Source organism: Alsobacter sp. (assembly GCF_059501845.1).
This window is the reverse complement of the sequence record NZ_JCACDK010000018.1, coordinates 1,183,901-1,206,374: the sequence shown is the minus strand read 5'-3', so window position 1 is coordinate 1,206,374 and position 22,474 is coordinate 1,183,901. Positions and strand designations below refer to the sequence as shown.

23 protein-coding genes are annotated in these 22,474 nt (G+C 68.5%); 13 read left to right on the top strand and 10 right to left on the bottom strand.

Annotation, left to right across the window (positions count from 1 at the left end; translation table 11 throughout):
• The first annotated feature begins 34 nt into the window (after nucleotides 1-34).
• Genes AC5JCN_RS20585 through AC5JCN_RS20575 form a run of 3 tightly spaced genes read left to right on the top strand, consistent with a single transcriptional unit; the run spans nucleotide 35 to nucleotide 1,945 of the window.
• The gene (locus tag AC5JCN_RS20585; protein WP_495756957.1) at nucleotides 35-760 is read left to right on the top strand and encodes an energy-coupling factor ABC transporter ATP-binding protein; all 726 of its coding nucleotides are present in this window, start codon (nucleotides 35-37) and stop codon (nucleotides 758-760) included.
• Nucleotides 757-1,401: an energy-coupling factor transporter transmembrane component T family protein gene (locus AC5JCN_RS20580; RefSeq protein ID WP_495756956.1), complete on the top strand. Its 645-nt coding sequence runs from the start codon at nucleotides 757-759 to the stop codon at nucleotides 1,399-1,401. Before AC5JCN_RS20585 ends, AC5JCN_RS20580 begins: the two co-directional genes overlap by 4 nt.
• Nucleotides 1,391-1,945, top strand: a complete 555-nt coding sequence (locus tag AC5JCN_RS20575) for a biotin transporter BioY (protein ID WP_495756955.1) — start codon at nucleotides 1,391-1,393, stop codon at nucleotides 1,943-1,945. Before AC5JCN_RS20580 ends, AC5JCN_RS20575 begins: the two co-directional genes overlap by 11 nt.
• A 23-nt stretch (nucleotides 1,946-1,968) precedes the next feature.
• On the opposite strand, the gene ybaK is transcribed toward AC5JCN_RS20575, so the two are convergent.
• Nucleotides 1,969-2,439, bottom strand: a complete 471-nt coding sequence (ybaK, locus tag AC5JCN_RS20570) for a Cys-tRNA(Pro) deacylase (protein WP_495756954.1) — start codon at nucleotides 2,437-2,439, stop codon at nucleotides 1,969-1,971.
• Nucleotides 2,440-2,617: 178 nt separating this feature from the next.
• Here ybaK and AC5JCN_RS20565 point away from each other — a divergent pair, with 178 nt between their 5' ends.
• Nucleotides 2,618-3,121: an RNA pyrophosphohydrolase gene (locus tag AC5JCN_RS20565; RefSeq protein WP_495756953.1), complete on the top strand. Its 504-nt coding sequence runs from the start codon at nucleotides 2,618-2,620 to the stop codon at nucleotides 3,119-3,121.
• Nucleotides 3,122-3,222: 101 nt separating this feature from the next.
• Nucleotides 3,223-4,500 (top strand): MFS transporter, encoded by a 1,278-nt coding sequence (locus AC5JCN_RS20560; RefSeq protein WP_495757689.1) that lies wholly within the window; start codon nucleotides 3,223-3,225, stop codon nucleotides 4,498-4,500.
• Nucleotides 4,501-4,503: 3 nt separating this feature from the next.
• Here the strand turns inward: AC5JCN_RS20560 and AC5JCN_RS20555 are convergent, their stop codons facing one another.
• Nucleotides 4,504-4,791 (bottom strand): hypothetical protein, encoded by a 288-nt coding sequence (locus AC5JCN_RS20555; protein ID WP_495756952.1) that lies wholly within the window; start codon nucleotides 4,789-4,791, stop codon nucleotides 4,504-4,506.
• Nucleotides 4,792-4,939: 148 nt separating this feature from the next.
• Here AC5JCN_RS20555 and AC5JCN_RS20550 point away from each other — a divergent pair, with 148 nt between their 5' ends.
• The gene (locus AC5JCN_RS20550) at nucleotides 4,940-5,383 is read left to right on the top strand and encodes a DUF2382 domain-containing protein (protein WP_495756951.1); all 444 of its coding nucleotides are present in this window, start codon (nucleotides 4,940-4,942) and stop codon (nucleotides 5,381-5,383) included.
• Nucleotides 5,380-6,558: a YsnF/AvaK domain-containing protein gene (locus tag AC5JCN_RS20545; protein WP_495756950.1), complete on the top strand. Its 1,179-nt coding sequence runs from the start codon at nucleotides 5,380-5,382 to the stop codon at nucleotides 6,556-6,558. Before AC5JCN_RS20550 ends, AC5JCN_RS20545 begins: the two co-directional genes overlap by 4 nt.
• Nucleotides 6,559-6,761: 203 nt before the next feature.
• Here the strand turns inward: AC5JCN_RS20545 and AC5JCN_RS20540 are convergent, their stop codons facing one another.
• The 7 genes from AC5JCN_RS20540 to AC5JCN_RS20510 all read right to left on the bottom strand — a co-directional run bounded on the left by AC5JCN_RS20540 (nucleotide 6,762) and on the right by AC5JCN_RS20510 (nucleotide 14,032).
• Complete coding sequence (locus AC5JCN_RS20540) at nucleotides 6,762-8,117, bottom strand: FGGY-family carbohydrate kinase (RefSeq protein ID WP_495756949.1); 1,356 nt, start codon at nucleotides 8,115-8,117, stop codon at nucleotides 6,762-6,764.
• A gap of 15 nt (nucleotides 8,118-8,132) precedes the next feature.
• Complete coding sequence (gene rhaM, locus AC5JCN_RS20535; RefSeq protein WP_495756948.1) at nucleotides 8,133-8,447, bottom strand: L-rhamnose mutarotase; 315 nt, start codon at nucleotides 8,445-8,447, stop codon at nucleotides 8,133-8,135.
• A gap of 97 nt (nucleotides 8,448-8,544) precedes the next feature.
• A complete protein-coding gene (locus AC5JCN_RS20530) occupies nucleotides 8,545-9,651 on the bottom strand; it encodes an autoinducer 2 ABC transporter substrate-binding protein (protein WP_495756947.1) in 1,107 nt (368 codons plus the stop codon).
• A gap of 47 nt (nucleotides 9,652-9,698) precedes the next feature.
• Nucleotides 9,699-10,679: an ABC transporter permease gene (locus AC5JCN_RS20525; protein WP_495756946.1), complete on the bottom strand. Its 981-nt coding sequence runs from the start codon at nucleotides 10,677-10,679 to the stop codon at nucleotides 9,699-9,701.
• A gap of 2 nt (nucleotides 10,680-10,681) precedes the next feature.
• Nucleotides 10,682-11,674: an ABC transporter permease gene (locus tag AC5JCN_RS20520; protein ID WP_495756945.1), complete on the bottom strand. Its 993-nt coding sequence runs from the start codon at nucleotides 11,672-11,674 to the stop codon at nucleotides 10,682-10,684.
• Nucleotides 11,671-13,230: a sugar ABC transporter ATP-binding protein gene (locus AC5JCN_RS20515; protein ID WP_495756944.1), complete on the bottom strand. Its 1,560-nt coding sequence runs from the start codon at nucleotides 13,228-13,230 to the stop codon at nucleotides 11,671-11,673. The genes AC5JCN_RS20520 and AC5JCN_RS20515 overlap by 4 nt, the downstream gene beginning before the upstream one ends.
• 7 nt (nucleotides 13,231-13,237) lie before the next feature.
• A complete protein-coding gene (locus AC5JCN_RS20510) occupies nucleotides 13,238-14,032 on the bottom strand; it encodes a DeoR/GlpR family DNA-binding transcription regulator (RefSeq protein WP_495756943.1) in 795 nt (264 codons plus the stop codon).
• A gap of 203 nt (nucleotides 14,033-14,235) precedes the next feature.
• Here AC5JCN_RS20510 and AC5JCN_RS20505 point away from each other — a divergent pair, with 203 nt between their 5' ends.
• Both AC5JCN_RS20505 and rhaI read left to right on the top strand, forming a co-directional pair.
• Nucleotides 14,236-16,335, top strand: a complete 2,100-nt coding sequence (locus AC5JCN_RS20505) for a bifunctional rhamnulose-1-phosphate aldolase/short-chain dehydrogenase (protein WP_495756942.1) — start codon at nucleotides 14,236-14,238, stop codon at nucleotides 16,333-16,335.
• A 118-nt stretch (nucleotides 16,336-16,453) separates the two neighbouring features.
• Nucleotides 16,454-17,752: an L-rhamnose catabolism isomerase gene (gene rhaI, locus AC5JCN_RS20500; protein ID WP_495756941.1), complete on the top strand. Its 1,299-nt coding sequence runs from the start codon at nucleotides 16,454-16,456 to the stop codon at nucleotides 17,750-17,752.
• 212 nt (nucleotides 17,753-17,964) lie between these two features.
• Here rhaI and AC5JCN_RS20495 read toward each other — a convergent pair whose 3' ends face one another.
• A complete protein-coding gene (locus AC5JCN_RS20495) occupies nucleotides 17,965-18,480 on the bottom strand; it encodes a cold-shock protein (RefSeq protein ID WP_495756940.1) in 516 nt (171 codons plus the stop codon).
• Nucleotides 18,481-18,928: 448 nt separating this feature from the next.
• Here AC5JCN_RS20495 and AC5JCN_RS20490 point away from each other — a divergent pair, with 448 nt between their 5' ends.
• The 4 genes from AC5JCN_RS20490 (at nucleotide 18,929) to truA (ending at nucleotide 22,388) form a co-directional block, all read left to right on the top strand.
• Complete coding sequence (locus AC5JCN_RS20490) at nucleotides 18,929-19,906, top strand: DMT family transporter (RefSeq protein WP_495756939.1); 978 nt, start codon at nucleotides 18,929-18,931, stop codon at nucleotides 19,904-19,906.
• 251 nt (nucleotides 19,907-20,157) lie between these two features.
• On the top strand, nucleotides 20,158-20,676 hold the full coding sequence (def, locus tag AC5JCN_RS20485) for a peptide deformylase (protein ID WP_495756938.1): 519 nt from the start codon (nucleotides 20,158-20,160) through the stop codon (nucleotides 20,674-20,676).
• Nucleotides 20,677-20,715: 39 nt separating this feature from the next.
• Nucleotides 20,716-21,642 carry a methionyl-tRNA formyltransferase gene (fmt, locus tag AC5JCN_RS20480; protein ID WP_495756937.1) on the top strand — a complete coding sequence of 309 codons (927 nt, stop codon included), beginning with the start codon at nucleotides 20,716-20,718 and terminating at the stop codon, nucleotides 21,640-21,642.
• Nucleotides 21,642-22,388: a tRNA pseudouridine(38-40) synthase TruA gene (gene truA / locus AC5JCN_RS20475; RefSeq protein ID WP_495756936.1), complete on the top strand. Its 747-nt coding sequence runs from the start codon at nucleotides 21,642-21,644 to the stop codon at nucleotides 22,386-22,388. Before fmt ends, truA begins: the two co-directional genes overlap by 1 nt.
• Nucleotides 22,389-22,474 lie beyond the last annotated feature (86 nt).

Sequence of the window (22,474 nt, the reverse complement as noted above, 5' to 3'; positions counted from 1 at the left end):
TAAGGATGGGCGCGACGCTGCCGCTCCGGTCCCCATGCGCCCATTCTTCTCCCGAACAGCCGTGCCAGCCGCCGACGCGTCCGCCGGGATCGTTCTCGACGGGATCAGCGTGGCGCGTGAGGGGCGGACCGTGCTGGACCGGCTGTCGCTCACGCTGGACGAGCGCCGCATCGGCATCGTCGGGCTGAACGGATCGGGCAAGAGCACGCTCCTGAACCTTATCGACGGCCTCGAGCAGCCCGATTCGGGCCGCATTCTGGTGGCCGGGCTCGATGCGCAGCGCGACGGGAAGGCCGTGCGGAAGCGGGTCGGGTACCTGTTCCAGGATCCCGACAACCAGATCGTCATGCCGATCGTCATGGACGACCTGCTCTTCGGGCTGAAGGCGCAGGGGCTCTCGGCACAGGAGGGCCGCCGCAAAGCGGAGGCGATGCTCGCCGATCTCGGCATCGGCGCCCTGGCGCAGCGGCGCGTTCATGAGCTGAGCGGGGGCGAGCGGCAGCTCGTGGCGCTTGCCGCGGTGCTGGCCATGGAACCCGCCACCATCCTCTTCGACGAGCCCACCGCCCTCCTCGACCTGCGCAACCGCAACCGCCTGCGTGACATCCTGCGTGCCCTGCCGCATCAGATCCTGGTGGTGACGCACGACCTCGACCTGCTGCTCGGGTTCGACCGTGTCGTCGTTCTGCATGAAGGCCGGGTAGCCGCCGACGGCCCGCCCGAGGCATCCCTGCGCTTCTACCGGGACGTCATGGGATGATCGGCGCCCTGTATCGCCCCGGAACGACGCCGCTGCACCGTGCCAGGGCGGCGTGGAAGCTGGGCTTCCTCGTCGCGTTTGGCCTGGCGGCCGCCCTGGCGCCGGGCCAGTGGGCTTTCGTGCTGGCTATGGTCGCGCTCGCGCTGCTCGCCTCCACGGGCGTAGCCCCGCGCGTCATCGCCCGGGAGATTGCCTGGCCACTCGCAACCATCGTCGTGGTCGGTGTGGTCAACGCGCTCACGCAGGAGTGGCAGGCCGGCGCGGTCTCCTTCGCAAGGCTGCTCGCGCTCCTCGCCACAGCCCACGCCGTCGCGGTGAGCACGCCGACGCCGGAGCTGCTGGCGGCATTCGAGCGGGCGCTGCTGCCACTCGAGCGGCTTGGTCTCCTGGACGCCGCGCGAGCCGCGCTGACGGTGTCGCTCGCCATCCGCTTCGTGCCGGTGCTGGCGGAGGAGGCGCGCACCATCCGCCGTGCGCAGGCCGCACGGGGGCTCGGCGGCCACCCTGTCGCGCTGGCCGTGCCCCTGGTCGTGCGCTGCCTGCGCCGCGCCGACGCCCTCACCCTCGCCCTGGCAGCCCGCGGCTGGGACGGGGCGTCCAGGAACCGCGTCTCTCCCGACGGAACCCGCCATGAACCGTGACATCCCGCTGATCGCGCTGTTTGCCGCCCTCATCGTCGCGCTGGGGCTGATCCCGCCGATCCCGCTCCCCTTCATCCCGGTGCCGATCACGCTGCAGTCGATGGGCGTGATGCTGGCCGGCCTCGTGCTCGGCCCCGTCAGGGGTCTGCTGGCGGTCCTGGTGGTGATCGTTCTCGTCGGCATCGGCCTGCCGGTCCTGTCGGGCGGACGGGGCGGGCTCGCGGTCTTCTCCGGCCCGACGGCCGGCTTCCTGTTCGGCTGGCTGGCGGCGGCCTATGTCACCGGAGCGCTGGTGCGCGGGACCGACCCGGATGCGCCGCCTCTGCGGCGCGCCCTGCCCTACTTGGCCGCCTCCATTGTCGGCGGCATCCTCGTCCTCTACGCCTGCGGCATCACGTGGCTGGCGCTCGGACCGGCGGCGCTCGGCTTCCAGAAGGCGGCGCTGGGCTCGCTCGCCTTCATCCCCGGCGACATCGTCAAGGCCGTCGCAGCGTCCCTCGTCGCGAGCGGCGTTGAGCGGGCCTATCCGCTGGCGCGACGCTAGAAGCACCAGACGGCTCGGCCGGGCTAGTACAGCTCCACGGCCCTCGCCCCGAGGGCTCTCACCAGTTCCGGCGGGGCGATCTCGATCTGCAGGCCGCGCTGGCCGCCATTGACGAAAACGCGTTCGAGCGCCAGCGCCGGAGCAGCAACGAAGGTCGGGACGGGCTTCTTCTGGCCGAAGGGGCTGATGCCGCCGACATGGTAGCCGGTGGCGCGCTCGGCATCGGCGGGCTTCATCATCTGGGCCGACTTTCCCCGCGCCGCGGCGGCGAGCTTCTTCATGCTCACCTCCCGGTCCGACGCCACGACCACGCACACCGGCTTGCCGTCGACGAGCGCCATCAACGTCTTGAGGACGCGGGACGGGTCCACGCCGAGCGCCTCGGCCGCCTGCATTCCGATGGCCGGCGCGTCGGGGTCGTACGCGTATTCGTGCAGGGCATAGGCGATGCCGAGCCTGTCGAGGGCGACGGTGGCGCGGGTCGAGCGGGACATCGGCATTCCGGAACAGGCAAATCGGCGCGCCAGAGAGCCGCAAGCGCCGGACCGGGTCAAGGCCCGGCCTTTCACCGGGCATTCCGCTCGCAAGAAACGGAGATGCCGCATCCGCGGGATGCAACGCCTTTCCCAAGCGGCTATGATCAGGGTTCCCCAGCAGCCCCGGAATCCAGCGATGAACCTCGACAAGCTGCCGTACCGGCCCTGTGTCGGTGTTGCCCTGTTCAACCGGGCCGGGCTCGTCTTCATCGGCAAGCGGAAGGCGGAGGCCGGTCCCGAGCACGTCGACGGCGGGCATGCCTGGCAGATGCCGCAGGGCGGCATCGACAAGGGCGAGGAGCCGGTCGCTGCAGCCCGGCGTGAACTGCGCGAGGAGACCAACGCCAGCTCGATCTCGCTTCTGGCGGAAGCGCCGGACTGGCTTACCTATGACCTGCCGCACGAGGTCGCTGGCCGGGCCTGGAAGGGCAAGTACCGCGGCCAGACGCAAAAATGGTTCGCGTTCCGCTTCGAGGGAGCCGATTCCGAGATCGACGTTCACCAGCCGTGGGGCGGTCACAAGGCCGAGTTCGCGGACTGGCGCTGGGAGCGGCTGGAGCGCCTCCCCGAGTTGATCATCCCGTTCAAGAGGCCGGTCTATGAACAGGTGGTCGGCTTCTTCCGCTCGTTTTCGGCTTGAGCGCGGCCTGATTTCCCCCTTGCGCAAAGCACGGCAGGCATGACCGCGCGTGTGTTTGCGGTTGTGCAAGGCTCCTGTAGGACCATTGCGCTGCCGTGCCCATGCGCCGCGGCCAGACGCCGGAGCCCCCCGTGAGCGTTCAGACCCCAGCCGCTGCGCCGCACGCTGCAGCAGACACCTCCGCGGCCACCGCCGCCGCTTCGGCGACGGTCTTTCCCGTGCTGGCGGCCATCAGCGTGTCGCACATGCTGAACGACCTCATCCAGTCGCTGATCCCGGCGATCTACCCGATCCTGAAGCAGAGCTATGCGCTCGACTTCGGCCAGATCGGCCTCATCACGCTCGCCTTCCAGCTCACCGCGTCCGTCCTGCAGCCCGCCGTCGGGCTCTACACGGACATGAAGCCCCTGCCCTATTCGCTCGCCGTCGGAATGAGCTCCACCCTGTGCGGCCTGCTGCTTCTGTCGATGGCCAGCTCCTATCCGATGATCCTTGCGTCGGTGGCGCTGGTCGGGCTCGGCTCGGCGGTGTTCCACCCCGAATCCTCCCGCGTGGCGCGCATGGCGTCCGGCGGTCGGCACGGCCTGGCACAGTCGCTGTTCCAGGTCGGTGGTAATGCCGGATCGGCGCTGGGCCCGCTTGCCGCCGCCTGGATCGTCATCCCGCACGGGCAGAAGAGCCTCGGCTGGTTTTCGATCGTGGCGCTGGCCGGGATCCTGATCCTGTCGGGCGTCGGCATGTGGTACGCGCGCCACCAGCGGCGCGCCGGCCCGAAGAAGGCCGCGTCGGCCCGCGAAACACACGGGCTTTCGCAATCCCGGGTCGTCGCCTCGATCGGCATCCTCGCGGCCCTGATGTTCTCCAAGTTCTTCTACATGGCGGCGCTGGGAAGCTACTTCACCTTCTACCTGATCGAGCGTTTCCACGTCGACGTTCAGACGGCGCAGCTGCACCTGTTCATTTTCCTCGCCGCTGTGGCGGCGGGCACCATCGCCGGCGGACCGATCGGCGACCGCTTCGGCCGGAAGTTCGTGATCTGGCTGTCGATCCTGGGCGTGGCACCGTTCACGCTGGCGCTGCCCTATGTCGGGCTCGGCTGGACGACGGCGCTGACCATCGTCATCGGCCTCGTGCTGTCATCGGCCTTCTCGGCCATCATCGTCTATGCGCAGGAGCTGGTGCCCGGGAAGGTCGGCATGATCGCCGGGCTGTTCTTCGGCTTCGCATTCGGCATGGGCGGCATCGGCGCCGCGGTGCTCGGCGAAATGGCCGACTGGTGGGGCATCGAGTACGTCTACTGGCTGTGCTCGTTCCTGCCGCTGATCGGTCTTCTGGCGATCTTCCTGCCCGACGTGGAGCGCCGCCGCGCGGCGGCGTAGGCGTCAGCCGTTGCTGGAGACGAGCCGCAACTGCGGCTTCACGCTGGCCTTGCAGAAGGTGGCGGTGACGTAGCCGTCCTCGTCGCCCGGCTCCTCGACGACGCGGTAGCCGAGCGAGCCCGCGAGGGAGCGCGCCTGGTCCATCGTGCCCTCCCCGAGCGGACGGCTGAACTCGAGCACTCCGAACTCGATGAGGGTCGCGATGACCCCGATCTCCACGCCCTGGTCGAATTGCTCGTCCCGACCCGGGAAACGCAGCCGAACCTCGTCGGCGACATGGATGATTCGCATGGTGAACTCCGTACGCGCCCATTGAGTCCGAACCCGGTTAATGTCCGCTGAAGACTTTGAACGGGGCTGTTTGCGGCAGCCCCGCAGGCCTGCGGTCCGGAACCTTCCCCCATGGCCCCCGTTCATGCCGCTCAGTCGAGGGCGGGCAATGCAGGCGGAACGGCACGACGACACCTTTGTCCTGCCGCTGGTCGAGGAGGAGGTTCGGGTCGACACGCGCACGGTGACCACCGGGCGCGTCACGGTCCGGACCGTCACCGAGACAGTGGAGGAGGTTGCGCGCGTCGCGCTGTCCGGCGAGGAGGTCGAGGTAGAGCGGGTCCCGGTGGGCAGGCGTATCGACGCCCCGCCGCCGGTGCGCGAGGAGAACGGGGTCCTGATCGTCCCCGTGATCGAGGAGGTGGCAGTCGTCGAGACGCACCTCGTGCTCCGCGAGGAGCTCCGCAGGCGCGAGACGTCCGAAACGGTCGAGGTACCGGTCACGCTGCGCAAGCAGCGGGCCGAGGTCGACCGCCTGCCGGCCCGCGGCGAGACACCCGGCGAGGATACCCCGCCGGACCGAGACCGGCAGCACGAGGACCAGCAATCATGACCGACTATTCCAGCACCGGTGGCTACGCCGGATCCGGCTCCATGCAGACGCGCACCGTCACGGCGTTCTTCGACAGCAAGACCGATGCTGATCGCGCCATCCAGGCTTTGGTCGACGAGGGCTTCGACCGGAGCCGGATCCGCATGATGCCGGGCAACGAGCGAGATACGACGTCCGGCGGTTCCGTTGCGGCATCCGACAGCACGCGCTCCTTCCCGGAGAGCGGCCATTCCGCCTTCTGGGAAAGCCTGGCCGACCTCTTTCTCCCGGAACGCGACCGCGACGTCTACGCCGAGGGGTTGAACCGGGGCGGCGTGCTTCTCGCGGTCGAGACGACGGCTGCCAACCATGACACGGCAGTCGATATCCTCGACGACGAGGGCACCATCGACATGGACGAGCGCGAGGACACGTGGCGCGCCTCCGGCTGGAGCGGACGTGGCGACACGGCAGGCTCGATGTCGGGCATGGCGGGGCGGGATTCCGACACGCTCAGCCGCAGCGACGACGTGCTCAGCGAAGGCTCGACCGGCAGCACGTTCGGCTCGTCGAGCACCACCGGCGCCGACCTCGGCGTGACCGGCACGCGGGCGACGACGGATTTCGGCAACGCCGACGTGCCGCGCACGGCTGGCATGAGCGGGTCCGTGATGCCCCGCACCGCGACGCTCGGCGATGCCGGCCGGATGGACGACACGCTCTCGCGCGGGTCCGATACGGCAGGCTCGGAAGCCTCTTTCGCGGGCGGCACCACGGGCCGCGCGTCCGGCATGACCGGCTCCGAGGAGGTGATCCCGGTCGTCGAGGAGAGCCTGCGCGTCGGCAAGCGCGACGTGAACCTCGGCCGCGTCCGGGTCCGCAGCTATGTCCGCGAGGTGCCGGCCGAGGCGCAGGTCAATCTGCGGGAAGAGCACGTGACCATCGAGCGCCGCCCGGTCGACCGTCCGGCAGAGGCCGGCGACGAGCTCTTCCGCGATCGCACCATCGACGTCGAAGAGCGCGCCCAGGAGGCCGTCGTCGGCAAGGAAGCGCGCGTGAAGGAGGAACTCGTGGTCAACCGAGACGTCCAGGAGCGCACGCAGAACGTCTCCGACACGGTTCGCAAGACCGAGGTCGAGGTCGAGGACGAGCGTACCAGCCGCGGCACCGGGACCTTCGACAAGGACCGGCGCTGATCCGAGGCCCGGTGTTGTCCCGGCCGTAGCGAAGCTGTGAGCGGGGATCCAGGAACACCGTCCATCGTGGTCCTGGATCCCGTGTCTGCACCGCTCCGCGATGCGGCGCGAAGGGGATGAACGCGGTCACTTCAAGCTGCGCAAAGCAATCCGGTTCGGCATCGCCGCCGGATTGCTTTGTCGCTTCACGCCCGCCAGGACGGTCACCGCTTCGGCAGCATCTCCCGCCAGCGGTTCCTGTGCTCCACGAGCCCCGCAATGGCGGCCGGAGCCGCCCGCGGCAGTTCGGCCTGTGGCGGCCGGACGCCGGCAACCATGCCGGCTCCCATGCTGGTTCCCGTGGCATCCGGCGACGCCAGGACAGCGCGGTCAGGCAGCAGTGCGGCCAGCGCGCCGAGCAGTGCGGCGTTGCGGGCGAACGGGCCTTCAAGAATGACGTCGCCCCGGCACCCCGCGGCTTCCATGCAGAACTCCACCATCAGTGCGAGGTAGAGCGAGGCGGCGGCCGAGCGCTCCGCAGGCGTGACGGGCGGCGGCCCGACGTGCCGTCCCTCTGACGCGGCAAACGGGCCGCCTTGCGGAGAGAACGAGGGTAGCGTCATGCGCCCGGCCGCGACCAGGGCGGCGAGGTCCTCCAGCCGCGCGGAAGGCGCGTCCTTGCCGGCGAGCGTCTCGAACTCGCGCCCGCCCATGAAGCGCGCCGTCGCGACGGGGTTGCCGTTGGCGTCCACATTGGCCAGCGTGTCCATCGTCTCGTCCAGCCCCTCCACGGGAGAGCCGACGGCGAAGATGATGGTCCAGGTACCGGTGGACACCACGGTGAAGGGCTGCGCCCGCGTGGCGAGATAGGGCACCAGCGAAGCGTTGGAATCGTGGATCCCCGAGATGATTTCGGTCACGGGATCGAGGCCGAGTTCGCTCGCAAGGCCGGGCTTCACAGGCCCGAGCACGGCGGAGGCCGGCCGCAGCGGCGGCAGAAGCCTCTCCCAGCCGAGGCGCTCGACCATCGAGGACCAGCGGCCCTCGCGCGGGCGCCAGAGATCGGTGTGCGTGCCCAGCGAGGTCGCCTCCGACACCGCCACGCCCGAGAGGCGCCACGACCAGTATTGCGGGTAGGTGAGGATGTGGCGCGCCCGCGCGAAGGCATCGGGATGGCGGTGGCTCTGCCAGAAGAGCTGGCGTCCGAAGTTGAGCCCGAAGGGCAGCAGCGGCGAGAGTGCCTCGTCGAAGGCGGGGCGCACGGACGCGTAGCCGGGGTCGTCCTTCTCCGGCGCCGGATCCTCGTAGTCCATCGCCGGCAGGACGAGGCCGTCATCGTCGATCAGCACGCCCGTGGCACCGTGCGTCGTGGTCACGATGCGGCGGACCGGGATGGCGCGCGCCGCCTCGGCCAGCGCCGCGGTGACAAAGCTCCAGGTGCGCTCCACATCGTGGTGGAGGTAGGGAGGGCCCGGCAGCGGGGCGTTCGGCGACTTTCGCAGGAACAGCTCGCGCCCATCCTCGTCGAGCACGACGAGCTTCAGGTTGGTCTTGCCAATGTCGATGACGGCGGTGGCCATGGGATGCGCTGCCGGTCAGGCGAAGTGGAACAGCTCGGGCAGCGGCACGGCCACCGGCGACCCGTCGGGATTGGTGCGCATGATGTCGCCCATATAGGCCCACCAGCGCTGCATGACGGGATGCGAGGGCAGGCTGGCCATGCCGTGGTCGGCGGGGCGCTCGAGATAGGCGAAGAGCGTGTGCGTCTCCTCGTCCAGGAAGATCGAGTAGTTCGAGATTCCCGCCTCTTTCAGGAGGTCGCCGAGGTCCGGCCAGAGCGCGTCGTGGCGCCGGCGGTACTCGTCCGCCTTGCCGGGGTCGAGGTGCATCTTGAAGGCGAAGCGCTCCATGACAGGCTCCGGGACTGGCAGGACACCACAGGACGTCGCCATCCCCGGCCGGCGCATCGCGCCGCCGGGGATGACAGAGGCTTTCAGGCCGCTTCGATCAGAAATCGAAGTCCTTGATGTTGTCCTTCGAGAACACGAAGGGGGCGCCGAGCAGGATCTCGGAGCCGTTGATGACCTTCAGCTTGCCGAGCTTGCCGGCCTCTACCTCGGTTGCGCCGGCCTTGAACTTGCCGTCGGCGACGGCGCGGGCGACGTAGGTCGCGGCATAGCCGAGGTCCACCGGGTTCCACAGCACCACCGACTTCACGCAGCCCGAATTGACGTAGGGCTTCATGGCGTTCGGCGTGGCGAGGCCGACGACCGCGACCTTGCCGCAGAGGTTGGCGCGGGTCACCGCCTCGGCCGAGGCCGGGGTCGCGACGGAGGTCATGCCGAACAGGCCGGCGAGCTTGTCGCCATGCTTGTTGATGAGGGCGGTCGCCTGGTTGAAGGACAGGATGTTGTCTTCCTGGGCCTCGACCGTCTCCAGCCACTCGAGCTTGGGATAGCACTTGGCGGCATAGGCGGCCATCTCGGCAATCCAGCGCGCCTGGTTCGGCGTGGTGAAGGTCGAGGTGACGATGGCGAACGCCTTGTCCGGGCCGATCTCCTTGACGATCTGGTCGACCAGCGCCTTGGCGATGCCGTTGAACTGGGCCTGGTTGACGAACCACTGGCGGGCGTCGGGCTGCGAGTTGGCGTCGTAGCCGATGACGAGCATGCCCTTGCCGAGCGCCTTCTTCAGCACCGGCGCGATGGCGACGGGGTCGTTGGCGGCGAAGAGCACGCCATCGACGCCGCGCGTGACGTAGTTGTCGATGAACTTGATCTGCTCGTCGATCTTCGCCTCGGTCGGACCGTCGGTCGTCACCTTGACGTTGCCGAGTTCCTTGGCGGCGTCCTGCATGCCCTTCGACGTGGCGTTGAAGTAGCCGATGCCGATCAGCTTCGGCACGTCGACGAGGGTGATGGGCTTGCCCGCGCGGTCGGGCGCATTGGTGGGAGCGCCGCCGTCATAGGGCTTGGCGGCGGATGCGGCGGCGGTGCCGTCGCAAGCCAGCGGATTGGTGGGCAGGTCGTCGCCGCCGTCCCACTTCTTGTCGGCGGCCATCGCGGTTCCGGCCAGGAGGGCGACGCCCAGGGCCAGGGTGCTCATCTTCAGCATTGTTTCTACCTCCCTCGAAAACCGCCTCGGAGGCGGCCGTTTCCCCGTCAGCGCGCCGATTCCCGGCGCCGCTGAACGAAGTTTGTGATCAGGATCGATGCGATGAGCACCGTCCCGATGACGACGATTGTGGCATCCCCTTTCACCCCTGTCAGCGACAGCCCGTTCTTGAGCAGCTGGATCAGGACGAGGCCGATGAGGGTGCCACCGATTGTGCCGACACCGCCGAAGATGCTGGTGCCCCCCAGCACCACAGCGGCGATGACGTCGAGCTCGATGCCGATGCCCATGTCCGAGCGCGTGGTGGAGACGCGCGATACGAAGACGATGGCGGCAATGGCCGAGAGCAGGCCCGACAGCGTGTAGATGACGAGCTTGACCCGGTCGACCGGGATGCCCGAGAAGCGCGCCGCGGTCTCGTTGTGGCCGATCGCATAGAGCGAGCGGCCGAAGGTGGTGCGCGACAGCAGCACCCAGAAGACGATGATGGCGATGAGCAGGATCCACAGCTGCGCCGGGATGCCGAAAAGATCGCTCTGGCCGAGCACCAGGAACCACTCGGGATAGCCGCGTACCGAGCGCGCTTGGCTGATGCCCTCGGCAAGGCCGCGATAGAGCGCCAGCGTCGCCAGCGTCATGATCAGCGGCGGCAGTTTCATGCGCGTGATGAAAAGGCCGTTGATCCAGCCGGCCACCACGCCGACACCGAGCGTGAACACGATTGCGAGTTCCAGCGGGAAGCCGAAGTTCTTCCAGGCATAGCCCAGCAGGATGGCGCAGAGGCCGAGGATGGACCCGACCGAGAGGTCGATGCCGCCGGTGATGATGATGAACGTCATGGGCAGCGCGATCAGCGCCACCTCCGTCATCAGGCGCGCCTGGTTCAGCAGGTTCTCGACCGTGAGGAACTGGTCGGTGAAGAGCGCCAGCACGCCGACTGCGATGACGAGAATAATGCCGAGCACCATCTCGTGCGAAACGTTGAAGGGCCCCTTCTGCGGGGCGGAGGGAGCGTCTGTCACGGCCATGGTCAGGCTCTCCTGGCGCGGCGGCGGCGGCGCAGCACGTCGGCGAGCACCGTGACGAGGATGAGGATGCCCTGCACGGCCCGGAGCCAGTAGGGCGAGACCCCGATGAAGATCAGCGCCGACCCGATCATGCCGAGAAGCACGGCGGCAAGGGTCGAGCCGACCACGGTCCCCGTGCCGCCGAGGATGCTGACGCCGCCGACCACGGAGGCCGTGATGATGGTGAGCTCCAGGTTCGGCGGCACCGTGGACTGGATGACGCTGAGCTGGGTGGCGAAGAGGATGGCCGAGACGCCCACGAAGAAACCGTGGATGGCGAAGACCTTCATGATGGTGCGCTCGCGCGAGATGCCGCACAGGCGCGCCGCCTCGACATTGCCTCCGACGGCGTAGATGGCGCGGCCGCCCGCGCTGCGGCGCATCCACAGCGCGGCGCCGATCGTCAGCACGACCATCAGCAGCACCGACATGGGCACGAGCCCGCCCACCGACACCTGCGCCAGCTGGTAGCCGGGCGGCAGGTCGGAGATCCACTTGCCGTTGGTGACCACGATCAGCCCGCCCTTGAGAATGGACAGCATGCCGAGCGTGACGATGATCGAGGGGATCCGGAGATAGGCGACGAGGAAGCCCATGAAGCTCGTCGCGGCGATGCCGACCAGGATCGGAACGAACCAGGCGACGGCGAGCGGCATGCCGGACGTGGCCAGCGTGCCGCTGATTGTGGCGAGCACTCCGATCAGGGCACCGACGGAGATGTCGATATTGCCGGAGATGATGACCATCGACATGCCGATGGCGGCCACCGCGATGTAGCCCGAGGTCTGGGCGATGCTCCAGAGGTTGCGCTCGGCGATGAAGCGCGGGTTCACGAAGCCGACGATCACCAGCAGCGCCACGATGGCGAGCAGCAGCAGGCCCTCCTGCGTGCCGAAGAAGGCGAGCATCCCGGGACGGCGCGCCGCCGGGCGCGTGGAAACGACGGCGTCGGTCACTGGCGCACCTCCCCGGCGGGCTCGTTGCCCTGCCCCATCATGGCGGCAGCGACCCGGTTCTGCGTCGCCTCGCTGCGCGGCACCTCGGCGACGAGGCGTCCCTCGCGCATCACGAGCACGCGGTCGCTCATGCCCAGCACCTCCGGCAGCTCGCTGGAGATCATCAGGATGGCGAGGCCCTGGCGGGCGAGCTCCACCATGAGCCGGTGGATTTCCGCCTTGGCCCCGACGTCGATGCCGCGGGTGGGCTCGTCGAGGATCAGCAGGCGCGGGTTTGTCGCAAGCCACTTGCCCAGCACGATCTTCTGCTGGTTGCCGCCGGAGAGCTTGTTCACGACCTGCTCGGTGGTGTGCGTCTTGACGTTGAACCTCTTCACGCCGTCGCGTGCGAGGTTCATCTCCGCCCCGAAGTCGATGAAGCCGCTCTTCGCCAGCCTCGGCAGGATGGCCATGGAGAAGTTCTCGCGGACCGTCATCGGCCGCACGAGACCCTGCGTGGCGCGGTCCTCCGGCACGTAGGCGATGCCGACCGCCCGTGCGTCGGCCGGCGAAGAGACCTTGACCGCCTTGCCGCTGACGCGGATCTCGCCGGAGGTCGCCGGCGTGATGCCGAACAGAACCTGCGCGAGTTCGCTGCGACCGGATCCGACGAGCCCCGCGAGGCCGACGATCTCCCCCGCCCTCACCGTCAGGCTGACGTCGAGCGTCTGCGGCTCGCGGCGGAGGTTCCTGGCCTCCAGCACCGGCTCGCCGATGGGAACCGTCTCCTTGGGAAAGAGCTGGTCGATCTGGCGGCCGACCATCATCTGGATCAGCTCTTCGGGCTTCGTCTCGGCGACCGTGCGGGTCGCGACGTGCTCGCCGTCGCGCAGCACGGTGATGCGGTCGCCGAGGACGAAGATCTCCTCGAGCCGATGGCTGATGTAGACGACGCCCACGCCCCGGTCGCGGAGGCGCCGCACGATGGCGAAGAGGCGCTGCACGTCGTGCTCGGTGAGCGCGGCGGTGGGTTCGTCCATGATGAGGATGCGCGCGTCCTGGGAAAGGGCCCGCAGGATCTCCACGCGCTGCCGGTTGCCGACCGAGAGGGTGCCGACGACGGCATCGGGGTCGAGATCGTGGATGTCGAGCGAGGCGAGGAGCCTCGCCGTCTCCCGCCGCATCGCTGGCCAGTCCATGCCGCTCCAGCCGGAGGTCGGCGCGTGGCCCATGAAGATGTTCTCGGCGACCGTCAGCTCGGGAAAGAGCAGCAGCTCCTGGTAGATCGTGGCGACGCCGGCCTGCCGCGCCTCGTGCGGGCTGGACAGGCGGAAGGGCTTGCCGTCCAGATACATCGTGCCGGTGTCGGCATGGTGCACGCCCGACATGATCTTGATCAGCGTCGACTTGCCCGCGCCGTTTTCGCCGAGCAGGCAGTGGACCTCCCCCTCGCGGACTTCGAAGCTGACGCCCTTCAGCGCCTTCACGCCCGGAAACGACTTGGTGATGCCTTCGAGCCGCAGGACCGGCACGGAGGACGCAGCGTCCGGGACCGCGGTGGGGGATGGGATGCTCATGCGGGCCTCAGGCTGCCGATTCGAGGGCGTCGGGGTCCACGACGATGGTCTTCACGCCAGCCGCCTCCAGCATCTCGAGTGCCTCCGGCGGGGCCTCGCTGTCGGTGATGACGGTGTCGATGCGCTGCAGCGGGCACAGGATCAGTCCGCCACGATTGCGGAACTTCGTGCTGTCGACCAGCACGATCAGCCTCTCCGCCCTGTCGACGAGCTTCTGCTCTGCACGAATGAGCAAAGGGTCGCCCTCCATCAGGCCGAGCGGTACGAGGCCCTGCGCGCCCATGAACATGCGGGAGGCATAGTGGTGGCGCAGCGTGTCGTCCTCGTAGGGGCTGACGATGACGCTCTGCTCCCGGTAGACCTCGCCCGCCGGCAGGATGATGCGGTTGCGGGAGAAGCGGATCAGCGCCTCGGCGATCGGGAAGGAGTTGGTCAGCACCTGCATGCGCCTGTCGCGCAGGAACTCGACCATCTCGTAGGTGGTGGTGCCGCCGTTGATGATGATGGAATCACCGTCGACGCAGAGCTCCGCGGCGGCAGCGGCGATGGCACGTTTTTTCGACAGGTTCAGCGGCCGGCTGGTCTCGAAGTGACGGGTCGCGAGCGAGGGCGCGGTGTTGTCGCGCAACGCCTGAGCGCCGCCATGGACCTTCAGCAGCAATCCCTGGTCAGCCAGCTTGGCGATGTCGCGGCGCAACGTGGCTTCGGACGCGCCGGTGAGAGCCGCGAGGTCCTTGACCGTCGCAACGGGCTGCCTGGCCAGAGCGCGCAGGATGATCTGCCAGCGTTCCCGCTCGTGCATCGTGTCCCTCCCTTGCGCAGGGTTGATCGATCATGAGCGGCCGGTCAATCGCAAACAATCATGCCGTCCTGCAGCAAAGTTGCTGCATTGCACAATAATGATCGGTCACGATTGACGGTGATTGAACGTGCCCATAGTGTTTCGCCGCCTGTTCGACCGCGGGAAAGCCGCGGCACGTCTTCCGCACACGCCAGGATGCCGCCATGACCAGCACGTCCAACAGCAACGCCATTCCCGACCTGTGGGACGACGCCCATGCCGCAGGCCTCGACGAGCCCAACCTGCTGCTCTACCGCTCCAACCTGCTGGGATCGGACAAGCGCATCACGAATTTCGGCGGCGGCAATACGTCTGCAAAGGTCAGCATGACCGATCCGCTGACGCGCCAGCCCGTCGAGGTGCTGTGGGTCAAGGGTTCCGGCGGGGACATCGGATCGATGAAGCTCGACGGCTTCTCGACGCTGTACATTGACAAGCTCGAGCACCTGAAGACGCTTTACCGCGGGATCGAGCACGAGGATGAAATGGTGGGGCTGCTCTCCCACTGCACCTTCGACCTCAATCCCCGGGCCGCCTCCATCGACACGCCGCTGCACGGCTTCGTGCCTCACCCGCATGTCGACCACGTCCATGCCGACGCGGTGATCGCCATCGCCGCCTCGGCCAGGGCTGAGGAACTGACCAGGCAGGTCTTCGGCGGCGAGATTGGCTTCCTTCCCTGGCAGCGTCCCGGCTTCGACCTCGGGCTCAAGCTGGAACAGCTGGCCAGGGCTCATCCCGAATATGTCGGCATCGTCCTGGGCGGGCACGGCCTGTTCACCTGGGGCGAGACGGCGAAGGAGAGCTACCAGACGACGCTGCGCATCATCCGCAAGGCGGCGGACTGGCTTGCGGCGAACAACACCGTGCCGGCTTTCGGCGGCGAGAAGGTGGCGCCCCTGCCGGCCACGCAGCGCCGCGCGGTGGCGCAGGCCCTGATGCCCGCCATTCGCGGCCGCATCTCGAAGAGTGAGCGCAAGGTCGGCGACTTCAACGATTCCCCGGAAGTGCTGGAGTTCGTGAACTCCAACCGGCTGGCGGAGCTGGCGCCGATGGGCACGTCCTGCCCGGATCACTTCCTGCGCACGAAGATCCGCCCGCTGGTCCTGCCCTTCGATCCCGCCAGCCCCGACGTCGAGGCACTGACGGGCCAGCTGGACACGCTGATCGCCGGGTATGCCGCGGACTACGCTGCCTACTACGAGCGCTGCAAGCGCCCGGACAGCCCGGCCATGCGTGATCCCAACCCCGTCATCATCCTCGTGCCGGGCATCGGCTTGATCTCTTTCGCCAAGGACAAGGCGACGGCGCGCATTGCCGGCGAGTTCTACGTCAACGCCATCAACGTGATGCGCGGTGCCGCCGGGGTCGACCGGTACGTCGCGCTGCCCGAGCAGGAGGCGTTCGACATCGAGTACTGGCTGCTCGAGGAGGCCAAGCTCCAGCGCATGCCCAAGCCCAAGAGCCTCGCCGGCCGGGTCGCCCTGGTGACCGGCGGCGCCGGCGGCATCGGCTCGGCCATCGCCGAGCGTTACCTTCGCGAGGGCGCCGTGGTGGTGCTGGCCGACATCGACCAGACAGCTCTCGACGAGCGCGTCGCCGGGTTCGGCAAGCGCTACGGGGCGGACTCGGTGCGCGGAATTCTGGTCGATGTCACGCGCGAGGAGTCGGTTGACCGCGGCGTCGCCGACGCGGTGGCCGAGTATGGCGGGCTCGATATCCTCGTCTCCAATGCCGGCATCGCGACAGCCGCCCCGATCGAGGATACGTCGCTGGCGCTGTGGCAGAAGAACATGGACGTGCTGGCGACGGGCTACTTCCTCGTCTCCCGCGCCGCATTCCGGCTGATGAAGGCGCAGGGATCGGGGGGCGCGATGGTGTTCATCGTCTCCAAGAACGGCCTCGCGGCCTCCGCGGGAGCCTCGGCCTACTGCGCGGCCAAGGCGGCCGAGATCCACCTGGCGCGCTGCCTTGCCCTGGAGGGGGCGCCACTCGGCATCCGCGTCAACGTCGTCAATCCCGACGCCGTCCTGCGCGGCTCCAAGATCTGGCAGGGCGAGTGGCGCACCGAGCGCGCCAAGTCCTACAAGGTCGGCGAAGAAGAGCTCGACGAGATCTATCGCCAGCGCAGCATGCTGAAGCTCAGCGTCTATCCCGAGGACATCGCCGAGGCCGCCTACTTCCTGGCCTCCGACATGGCCTCGAAGTCGACCGGCAACATCGTCAATGTCGACGCCGGCAACGCGGTGTCGTTCGCACGGTAAGGATCGCGCCATTCCGCCGTTAGCGCCGCACCCTGATCCGGTGCTGCGCGCCAGCTTCTCCCGCCAGGCGGGAGAAGGGGTCCGACGGCGCGATTTGAAACAACAAGGGGGAAACACCATGGCCGAGGCAGTGGGCATCGATGCCGGACTGGTCGCCACACACAATCGGCGCCACGAGGCGGCGCTCGCCGATGATTACGGGGCGCTGGGGCGGCAGCTGGAGCGGCGCGGGGTGGACATCGAGGCGGTCACTTCCAAGGTCGCGGCCTTCGGCGTCGCCGTGCCCACATGGGGCGTCGGTACGGGCGGCACGCGCTTCGCGCGGTTTCCCGGCACCGGCGAGCCGCGGCACGTCTTCGACAAGATCGACGACTGCGCCGTCATCAACCAGCTGACGCGGGCGACGCCGGCGATCTCGCCCCATTTCCCCTGGGACACGGTCGACAATCCCGCCGAGCTCCGGGCCTATGCCGACGCGCGCGGCCTCGCCTTCGACGCGGTCAACTCCAACACCTTCCAGGACCAGGCGCAGCAGAGCCGCTCCTTCAAGTTCGGTTCGCTCAGCCACACCGACAAGGCCGTGCGCGACCTCGCGGTGGAGCACAACATCGAGTGCATCCGCGTCGGCGAGACGCTGGGATCAAAGGCGCTCACGGTGTGGATCGCGGACGGCTCCAACTTCGCCGGACAGGCGAACCTGTCGGCCGCCTTCGACCGCTATGTCGACAGCATGGCGCGCATCTATGCCGAGCTGCCCGCCGACTGGCAGGTGTTCCTGGAGCACAAGCTGTTCGAGCCGGCCTTCTATTCCACCGTCATCGCCGACTGGGGCTCGAGCCTCATGGCGGCGCAGGAACTCGGCCCCAAGGCCAGGTGCCTCGTCGACCTCGGCCACCACGCGCCCAACACCAACATCGAGATGATCGTGGCGCGCCTGATCCGCGCCGGGAAGCTGGCCGGCTTCCACTTCAACGACGCCAAGTATGGCGACGACGATCTGGATGCCGGCTCGGTGGACCCGTTCCGGCTGTTCCTGATCTTCAACGAGCTCGTCGACGCCGCGCACCGGAAGGCGCCCGGCTTCGCCCCGGCCTACATGATCGACCAGTCGCACAACGTCACCGATCCCGTGGAGTCGCTGATGACGAGCGCGGTCGAGCTGCAGCGTTCCTATGCTCAGGCTCTCCTGGTGGACCGTGGCGCCCTCGCCGCGTTGCAGGAGGAAAACGACGCATTGGCTGCCCATCGCATGCTCAAGCGTGCCTTCACCACGGATGTCGAGCCTGTCCTCGCCATGGCTCGCGTCCGCGCTGGCGGCGCGGTCGATCCCGTCGCCGTCTACCGGGAGGCGAGCTACCGCGCGCGCAAGACCACCGAGCGCCCGGCCCGTGGCGGAACGACAGCTGGAATCGTATGAGGTAAGGTGCTGGCCTGGTCGCCAAGCAGGGTTGACCTGGGCGACCAATGCGAGGCTCGGCAGGGCAAAGCGCATACCGAGCCTGCCAAACGGCTCGCAATGCCGCTGCCGTTTCAATCCACGCGAAAGTTCATCCGGCGAAATTGACACGCCGGATCCGATATCACGAAATCGTGATCAAAGAACCGCCGGACCGTCGGTCCGGCGGGCGCTCAGTCTTCGAGCGAGACGGACTCGGCCTGCGGACCCTTCTGGCCCTGGATCACGCGCATGCGGATCCGCTGGCCTTCCTGAAGGTCGTTCAGGCCCGAGCGGCGAAGCACGGAGCCGTGTACGAACACGTCCTTGCCGCCACCGTCCGCCTGGACGAAGCCGAAGCCCTTCTCGACGTTGAACCAGCGGACAACGCCAGTCTGCTCCTCGGAGGGGCCTGCGTCGGGCCGGCGGAAACCACCACCGCCGCCGCCACCGGGGCCGCCGGCGCCAGCACCTGGGCCGCCGCCGAAGCCGCCGGGACGCCGGGGCTCTGCCGTCGACGTGTCGACGCTGACGATTTCGGTGACCTGCGTGCCCTTCTGCCCGGCAGCGGTGCGGACCACGAGGGTCGTTCCCGATTCCAGGTTGTCGTAGCCTGCTGCCTCAACGGCACGGCCGGGAAGGAAAGCGTCCCCGCTACCGTCGTCCAGGGTTACGAAGCCGAAGCCCTTCTCACCCTTGAACCACTTCACAACCGCTCCAACCTCCGGGCCGGACGAAAGTGCGGGTCGCGGGCTGCGGGGGGCGGACGGAGAGGAGGGCGGCCGCCACGCCGGTTCCATCATGTTTTCCTGTGGGCCGTCGAAAGTGCGCCTGCGCCGGTCCCACGAATTCCTGTCTTTGCTCATGTCGTCGCCAAATACCACGTGGACGTGGTTTGATGGCACGACATTGGCGTCCTGTCCATGACAACCCGCGACCTCATGTCGAGATTCGTGCATTAACATCGGTTTAGGGTGTATGTCGCAGGCGTGGCGAAGCAGCACCGCCAATGCCGATTGCGTCCGCAAAGGGGCAGCCCGTCAGGCGAGCCGCGCAGTGCAACCATGCCTGTTCTGCAAGGTTCACGCTACGCTTTGTTCAGGTCTCGGGGCATAGAAGCATAGTCGTCGCGCCACTTACCGCCTCCAGGAGACTGTCATGCCGCCGCCCCCCGCCATCGCGGACGCCGCCAGCTTTCCGGCTGCGGCCAGGGTGAGCGTATCCGTTCGTCCCGAAGTGCGTTTGCCCGGGCTCGCGGACGAGACGTTGCGCGGCATCGGCCTCATCATTCTCTCGACCATCTTCTTCTCGACGAGCGATATCCTCGCCAAGCACATGACGGAGACGATGCCGGCCCTCCAGGTGACCTGGATGCGCTACATCGTGTTCCTTGTCGTGGCCCTGCCCATGGCCACCTCGGCGCTGGGTTCGCGCGCTCTGCACACCACGCGCCCGCTGCTGCAGGTGCTGCGCGGCCTCGGCGTCGCCGGGTCCTCGATCTTCTTCATCCTGGCCATCACCACCCTGCAGGTGGCCGACGCGACGGCCATCGGCTTCGTCGCGCCCATCTTCATCACGGCGCTGTCGATTCCCTTGCTGGGCGAGAAGGTCGGCATGCGCCGCTGGATGGCGGCGGTCGTCGGCCTCGGCGGGGTCGTCATCGTCGTGCAGCCGGGCACGGGGGCCTTCCAACTCGCCGCGCTGCTGCCGGTCTGCTCGGCCGCCGTGTGGGCCTTCTCCGCCGTCGCGACCCGCCTCATGAGCCGCACCGAGCGGCCCGAGACCACTTTCGCGTGGACCGCCATTGTCGGGCTGATCGCGCTTTCGGCCGTGATGCCCTTCATCTGGAAGACGCCGAGCTGGGAATGGCTCGCGCTCGGCACCGTCATGGGCCTGCTCTCGACCGCCGGGCACTATGTGATCGTTCTGGCCTACCGGCGGGCTCCCGCCTCGGTGCTGGCCCCGTTCACCTACACGCAGCTGATCTGGGCGACCGGCCTCGGTTTCCTCGCCTTCGGTGTGATCCCCGGCTACACCACCTATGTCGGTGCCGCCTTCATCGCGGCGAGCGGGCTCTACACCGCCCACCGCGAGCGCATCAAGGCGCGGGAGGCCCGCGAAGCGGCCCGCGCCTGAGCCGCCTCAGGGCTGCCGCTGCGGGTTTGCGAGCGGCGTCTCCGGTTTGGGGCCCGGTCACGCCGCGTCCGGCCGATTCGGCCTGCGGCGCGGTTATCGTCGAGTTGCGCCCTGCTCCGCCTGCGGGCAGCCGGCCGGAGGCCGGAAACGGTGGTGTCCGCCCAGCCCCCGCAACGGCCGTAGGGCCACGCGGTTGACGGGGGCGCGGCGCGTTTGACCTTGCGGTCCGGCGTGATTATCTCCTGCGGATCATGGCCGTTCGACCCATCCTCATCATTCCGGATTCCAAGCTGCGCCTCGTTTCCAAGCCGGTCGGCGGGGTGACGCAGGAGCTTCGCAAGCTCGTGGATGACATGTTCGAGACGATGTACGAGGCGCCGGGCATCGGGCTGGCGGCCATCCAGGTCGGCATTCCCGAGCGCGTCGTGACCATCGACGTCGCCCGCAAGGACGAAGGGAAGCAGCCTCTGGCGCTGATCAACCCGGAAGTCCTGTGGACCTCGCCCGAAACCTCGGTCTACGAGGAGGGCTGCCTCTCCATTCCCGACTACTACGAGGAGGTGGAGCGGCCGGCCAAGGTGCGCATCCGCTTCACCGACCTCGAGGGCGCGGTGCGCGAGATGGAGGCCGACGGCATCCTCGCGACCTGCGTGCAGCACGAGATCGACCACCTCGACGGCAAGCTCTTCATCGACCACATCTCGCGCCTGAAGCGCGAACGCGTGGTCAAGAAATTTGCCAAGCAGGCGAAGCGCGAGCAGGTGGACTGAGCGGCGCCGGCCGGCCGGCAATACGAAAGGGCCAGCGCCATGCGCGTCGTCTTCATGGGCACGCCGGACTTTGCCGTGCCGACCCTGTCGGAAATCGTAGGCCAGGGCCACGAGGTGGTGGCCGTCTACAGCCGCCCGCCGGCCAAGGCCGGGCGGGGCATGGAGCTGAGGCCCTCCCCCGTGCACCGGGCCGCCGAGCGCTTCGGGCTTTCCGTCCTCACCCCTACCAGCCTGCGCACGCCGGAGGCGGCGGACGCTTTCGAAGGGCATGATGCCGACGTCGCCGTCGTCGTCGCCTATGGCATGATCCTGCCCAGGGACATCCTCGACGCGCCGGAACTCGGCTGCCTCAATCTGCACGCGTCCCTCCTGCCACGCTGGCGCGGCGCGGCGCCGATCCAGCGCGCCGTGATGGCGGGCGACCGCGAGACCGGCGTCGCCGTGATGCGGATGGAAGAGGGGCTCGACACCGGCCCCGTCGCGATGGTCGAGCGCATCGCCATCGGCCCCGACATGACGGCGGGGGACGTGCATGACCGCCTCGCCCTCCTCGGTGCCGACCTGATGGTGCGCGCGCTGGCGGCCCTGTCGCGTGGCGGGCTCGGCTTTACGCCGCAGGCTGAGGAGGGCGTCGAGTACGCCCGCAAGATCACCAACGAAGAGGCCCGCATCGACTGGTTGCGGCCGGCGCAGGCCGTGCACGATCTCGTGCGCGGGCTCTCGCCCTTCCCCGGCGCTTTCACCGAGGTCGATCTCGGCCGGGGCCCCGAGCGGCTGAAGGTGTTGCGTACCGCCATGGTGGGAGGATCGGGCGAGCCCGGCACGGTACTCGACGGAGAGCTGGCGGTTGCGTGCGGCGCGGGGGCGGTACGCCTGCTGCAGGTTCAGCGCGCCGGCGGGAAGCCGATGGCCGCCGCCGAGTTCCTGCGCGGCGTGCCGGTGACGACGGGGGCGAGGTTCGCCTGATGCCGCGCTACCGGCTGCTGGTCGAGTATGACGGCACGCCCTTTGCGGGCTGGCAATACCAGGACGACGTGCCGACCGTGCAGGGCGCTCTGGAAGCCGCGATCCGCGCCTTTGCGGGAGAGTGCGGGCGGGTGCAGGCGGCGGGACGCACGGACGCAGGCGTGCACGCGACCGGGCAGGTCGTGCATGTCGACCTCGACCGCGAGTGGCCCGAAGACACTGTGCGTGACGCCACCAACGCTCATCTGCGCCCGCACCCCGTTGCCGTCGTCGCGGCGCGGCGGGTTGGCCCTGACTTCAACGCGCGAATGTCCGCCCGCAAGCGGCACTACCTCTACCGCATCGTCAACCGCCGCGCGCCGCTGGCGCTGGAGGCGAACCGGGCCTGGCTGGTGAAATGGCGGCTGGACGCCGGGGCCATGCACGAGGCAGCGCAGGTGCTCATCGGCCAGCACGACTTCACGACGTTCCGGGCTGCGCTGTGCCAGGCGAAGAGCCCGGTCAAGACGCTGGACCGGCTCGATGTCGAGCGCACCGGCGACGAGATCCGCATCCACGCCAGCGCGCGTTCCTTCCTGCATCACCAGGTGCGCTCGATGGCCGGCTGCCTGCAGATGGTAGGCGCCGGCCGCTGGACCCGGGCCGACCTTGCGGCCGCCCTCGCCGCCGCCGACCGCACCCGTTGCGCGCCCCTTGCGCCGCCGGGCGGGCTCTACCTCGTGCGGGTCGACTACCCCGAGGGATAAGGGCGGTCGCGTTTCCTCGCCGTACAAAGAAACTGCGAGGTCGTCGTTCCTGGGTCCGGCTCTCCGCTGCGCTCCGGCCGGGATGA

What these genes read in the sequence shown, in the direction of transcription:
- AC5JCN_RS20585 (WP_495756957.1), top strand. Translation starts at nt 35, where the DNA reads ATGCGCCCATTCTTCTCCCGAACAGCCGTGCCAGCCGCCGACGCGTCC.
- def (WP_495756938.1), top strand. Translation starts at nt 20,158, where the DNA reads ATGGCCGTTCGACCCATCCTCATCATTCCGGATTCCAAGCTGCGCCTC.
- AC5JCN_RS20580 (WP_495756956.1), top strand. Translation starts at nt 757, where the DNA reads ATGATCGGCGCCCTGTATCGCCCCGGAACGACGCCGCTGCACCGTGCC.
- AC5JCN_RS20560 (WP_495757689.1), top strand. Translation starts at nt 3,223, where the DNA reads ATGCGCCGCGGCCAGACGCCGGAGCCCCCCGTGAGCGTTCAGACCCCA.
- AC5JCN_RS20505 (WP_495756942.1), top strand. Translation starts at nt 14,236, where the DNA reads ATGACCAGCACGTCCAACAGCAACGCCATTCCCGACCTGTGGGACGAC.
- ybaK (WP_495756954.1), bottom strand. Translation starts at nt 2,439, where the DNA reads ATGTCCCGCTCGACCCGCGCCACCGTCGCCCTCGACAGGCTCGGCATC.
- AC5JCN_RS20550 (WP_495756951.1), top strand. Translation starts at nt 4,940, where the DNA reads ATGCAGGCGGAACGGCACGACGACACCTTTGTCCTGCCGCTGGTCGAG.
- AC5JCN_RS20510 (WP_495756943.1), bottom strand. Translation starts at nt 14,032, where the DNA reads ATGCACGAGCGGGAACGCTGGCAGATCATCCTGCGCGCTCTGGCCAGG.
- AC5JCN_RS20555 (WP_495756952.1), bottom strand. Translation starts at nt 4,791, where the DNA reads ATGCGAATCATCCATGTCGCCGACGAGGTTCGGCTGCGTTTCCCGGGT.
- AC5JCN_RS20540 (WP_495756949.1), bottom strand. Translation starts at nt 8,117, where the DNA reads ATGGCCACCGCCGTCATCGACATTGGCAAGACCAACCTGAAGCTCGTC.
- AC5JCN_RS20530 (WP_495756947.1), bottom strand. Translation starts at nt 9,651, where the DNA reads ATGCTGAAGATGAGCACCCTGGCCCTGGGCGTCGCCCTCCTGGCCGGA.
- rhaM (WP_495756948.1), bottom strand. Translation starts at nt 8,447, where the DNA reads ATGGAGCGCTTCGCCTTCAAGATGCACCTCGACCCCGGCAAGGCGGAC.
- AC5JCN_RS20545 (WP_495756950.1), top strand. Translation starts at nt 5,380, where the DNA reads ATGACCGACTATTCCAGCACCGGTGGCTACGCCGGATCCGGCTCCATG.
- AC5JCN_RS20490 (WP_495756939.1), top strand. Translation starts at nt 18,929, where the DNA reads ATGCCGCCGCCCCCCGCCATCGCGGACGCCGCCAGCTTTCCGGCTGCG.
- truA (WP_495756936.1), top strand. Translation starts at nt 21,642, where the DNA reads ATGCCGCGCTACCGGCTGCTGGTCGAGTATGACGGCACGCCCTTTGCG.
- fmt (WP_495756937.1), top strand. Translation starts at nt 20,716, where the DNA reads ATGCGCGTCGTCTTCATGGGCACGCCGGACTTTGCCGTGCCGACCCTG.
- AC5JCN_RS20515 (WP_495756944.1), bottom strand. Translation starts at nt 13,230, where the DNA reads ATGAGCATCCCATCCCCCACCGCGGTCCCGGACGCTGCGTCCTCCGTG.
- rhaI (WP_495756941.1), top strand. Translation starts at nt 16,454, where the DNA reads ATGGCCGAGGCAGTGGGCATCGATGCCGGACTGGTCGCCACACACAAT.
- AC5JCN_RS20565 (WP_495756953.1), top strand. Translation starts at nt 2,618, where the DNA reads ATGAACCTCGACAAGCTGCCGTACCGGCCCTGTGTCGGTGTTGCCCTG.
- AC5JCN_RS20575 (WP_495756955.1), top strand. Translation starts at nt 1,391, where the DNA reads ATGAACCGTGACATCCCGCTGATCGCGCTGTTTGCCGCCCTCATCGTC.
- AC5JCN_RS20525 (WP_495756946.1), bottom strand. Translation starts at nt 10,679, where the DNA reads ATGGCCGTGACAGACGCTCCCTCCGCCCCGCAGAAGGGGCCCTTCAAC.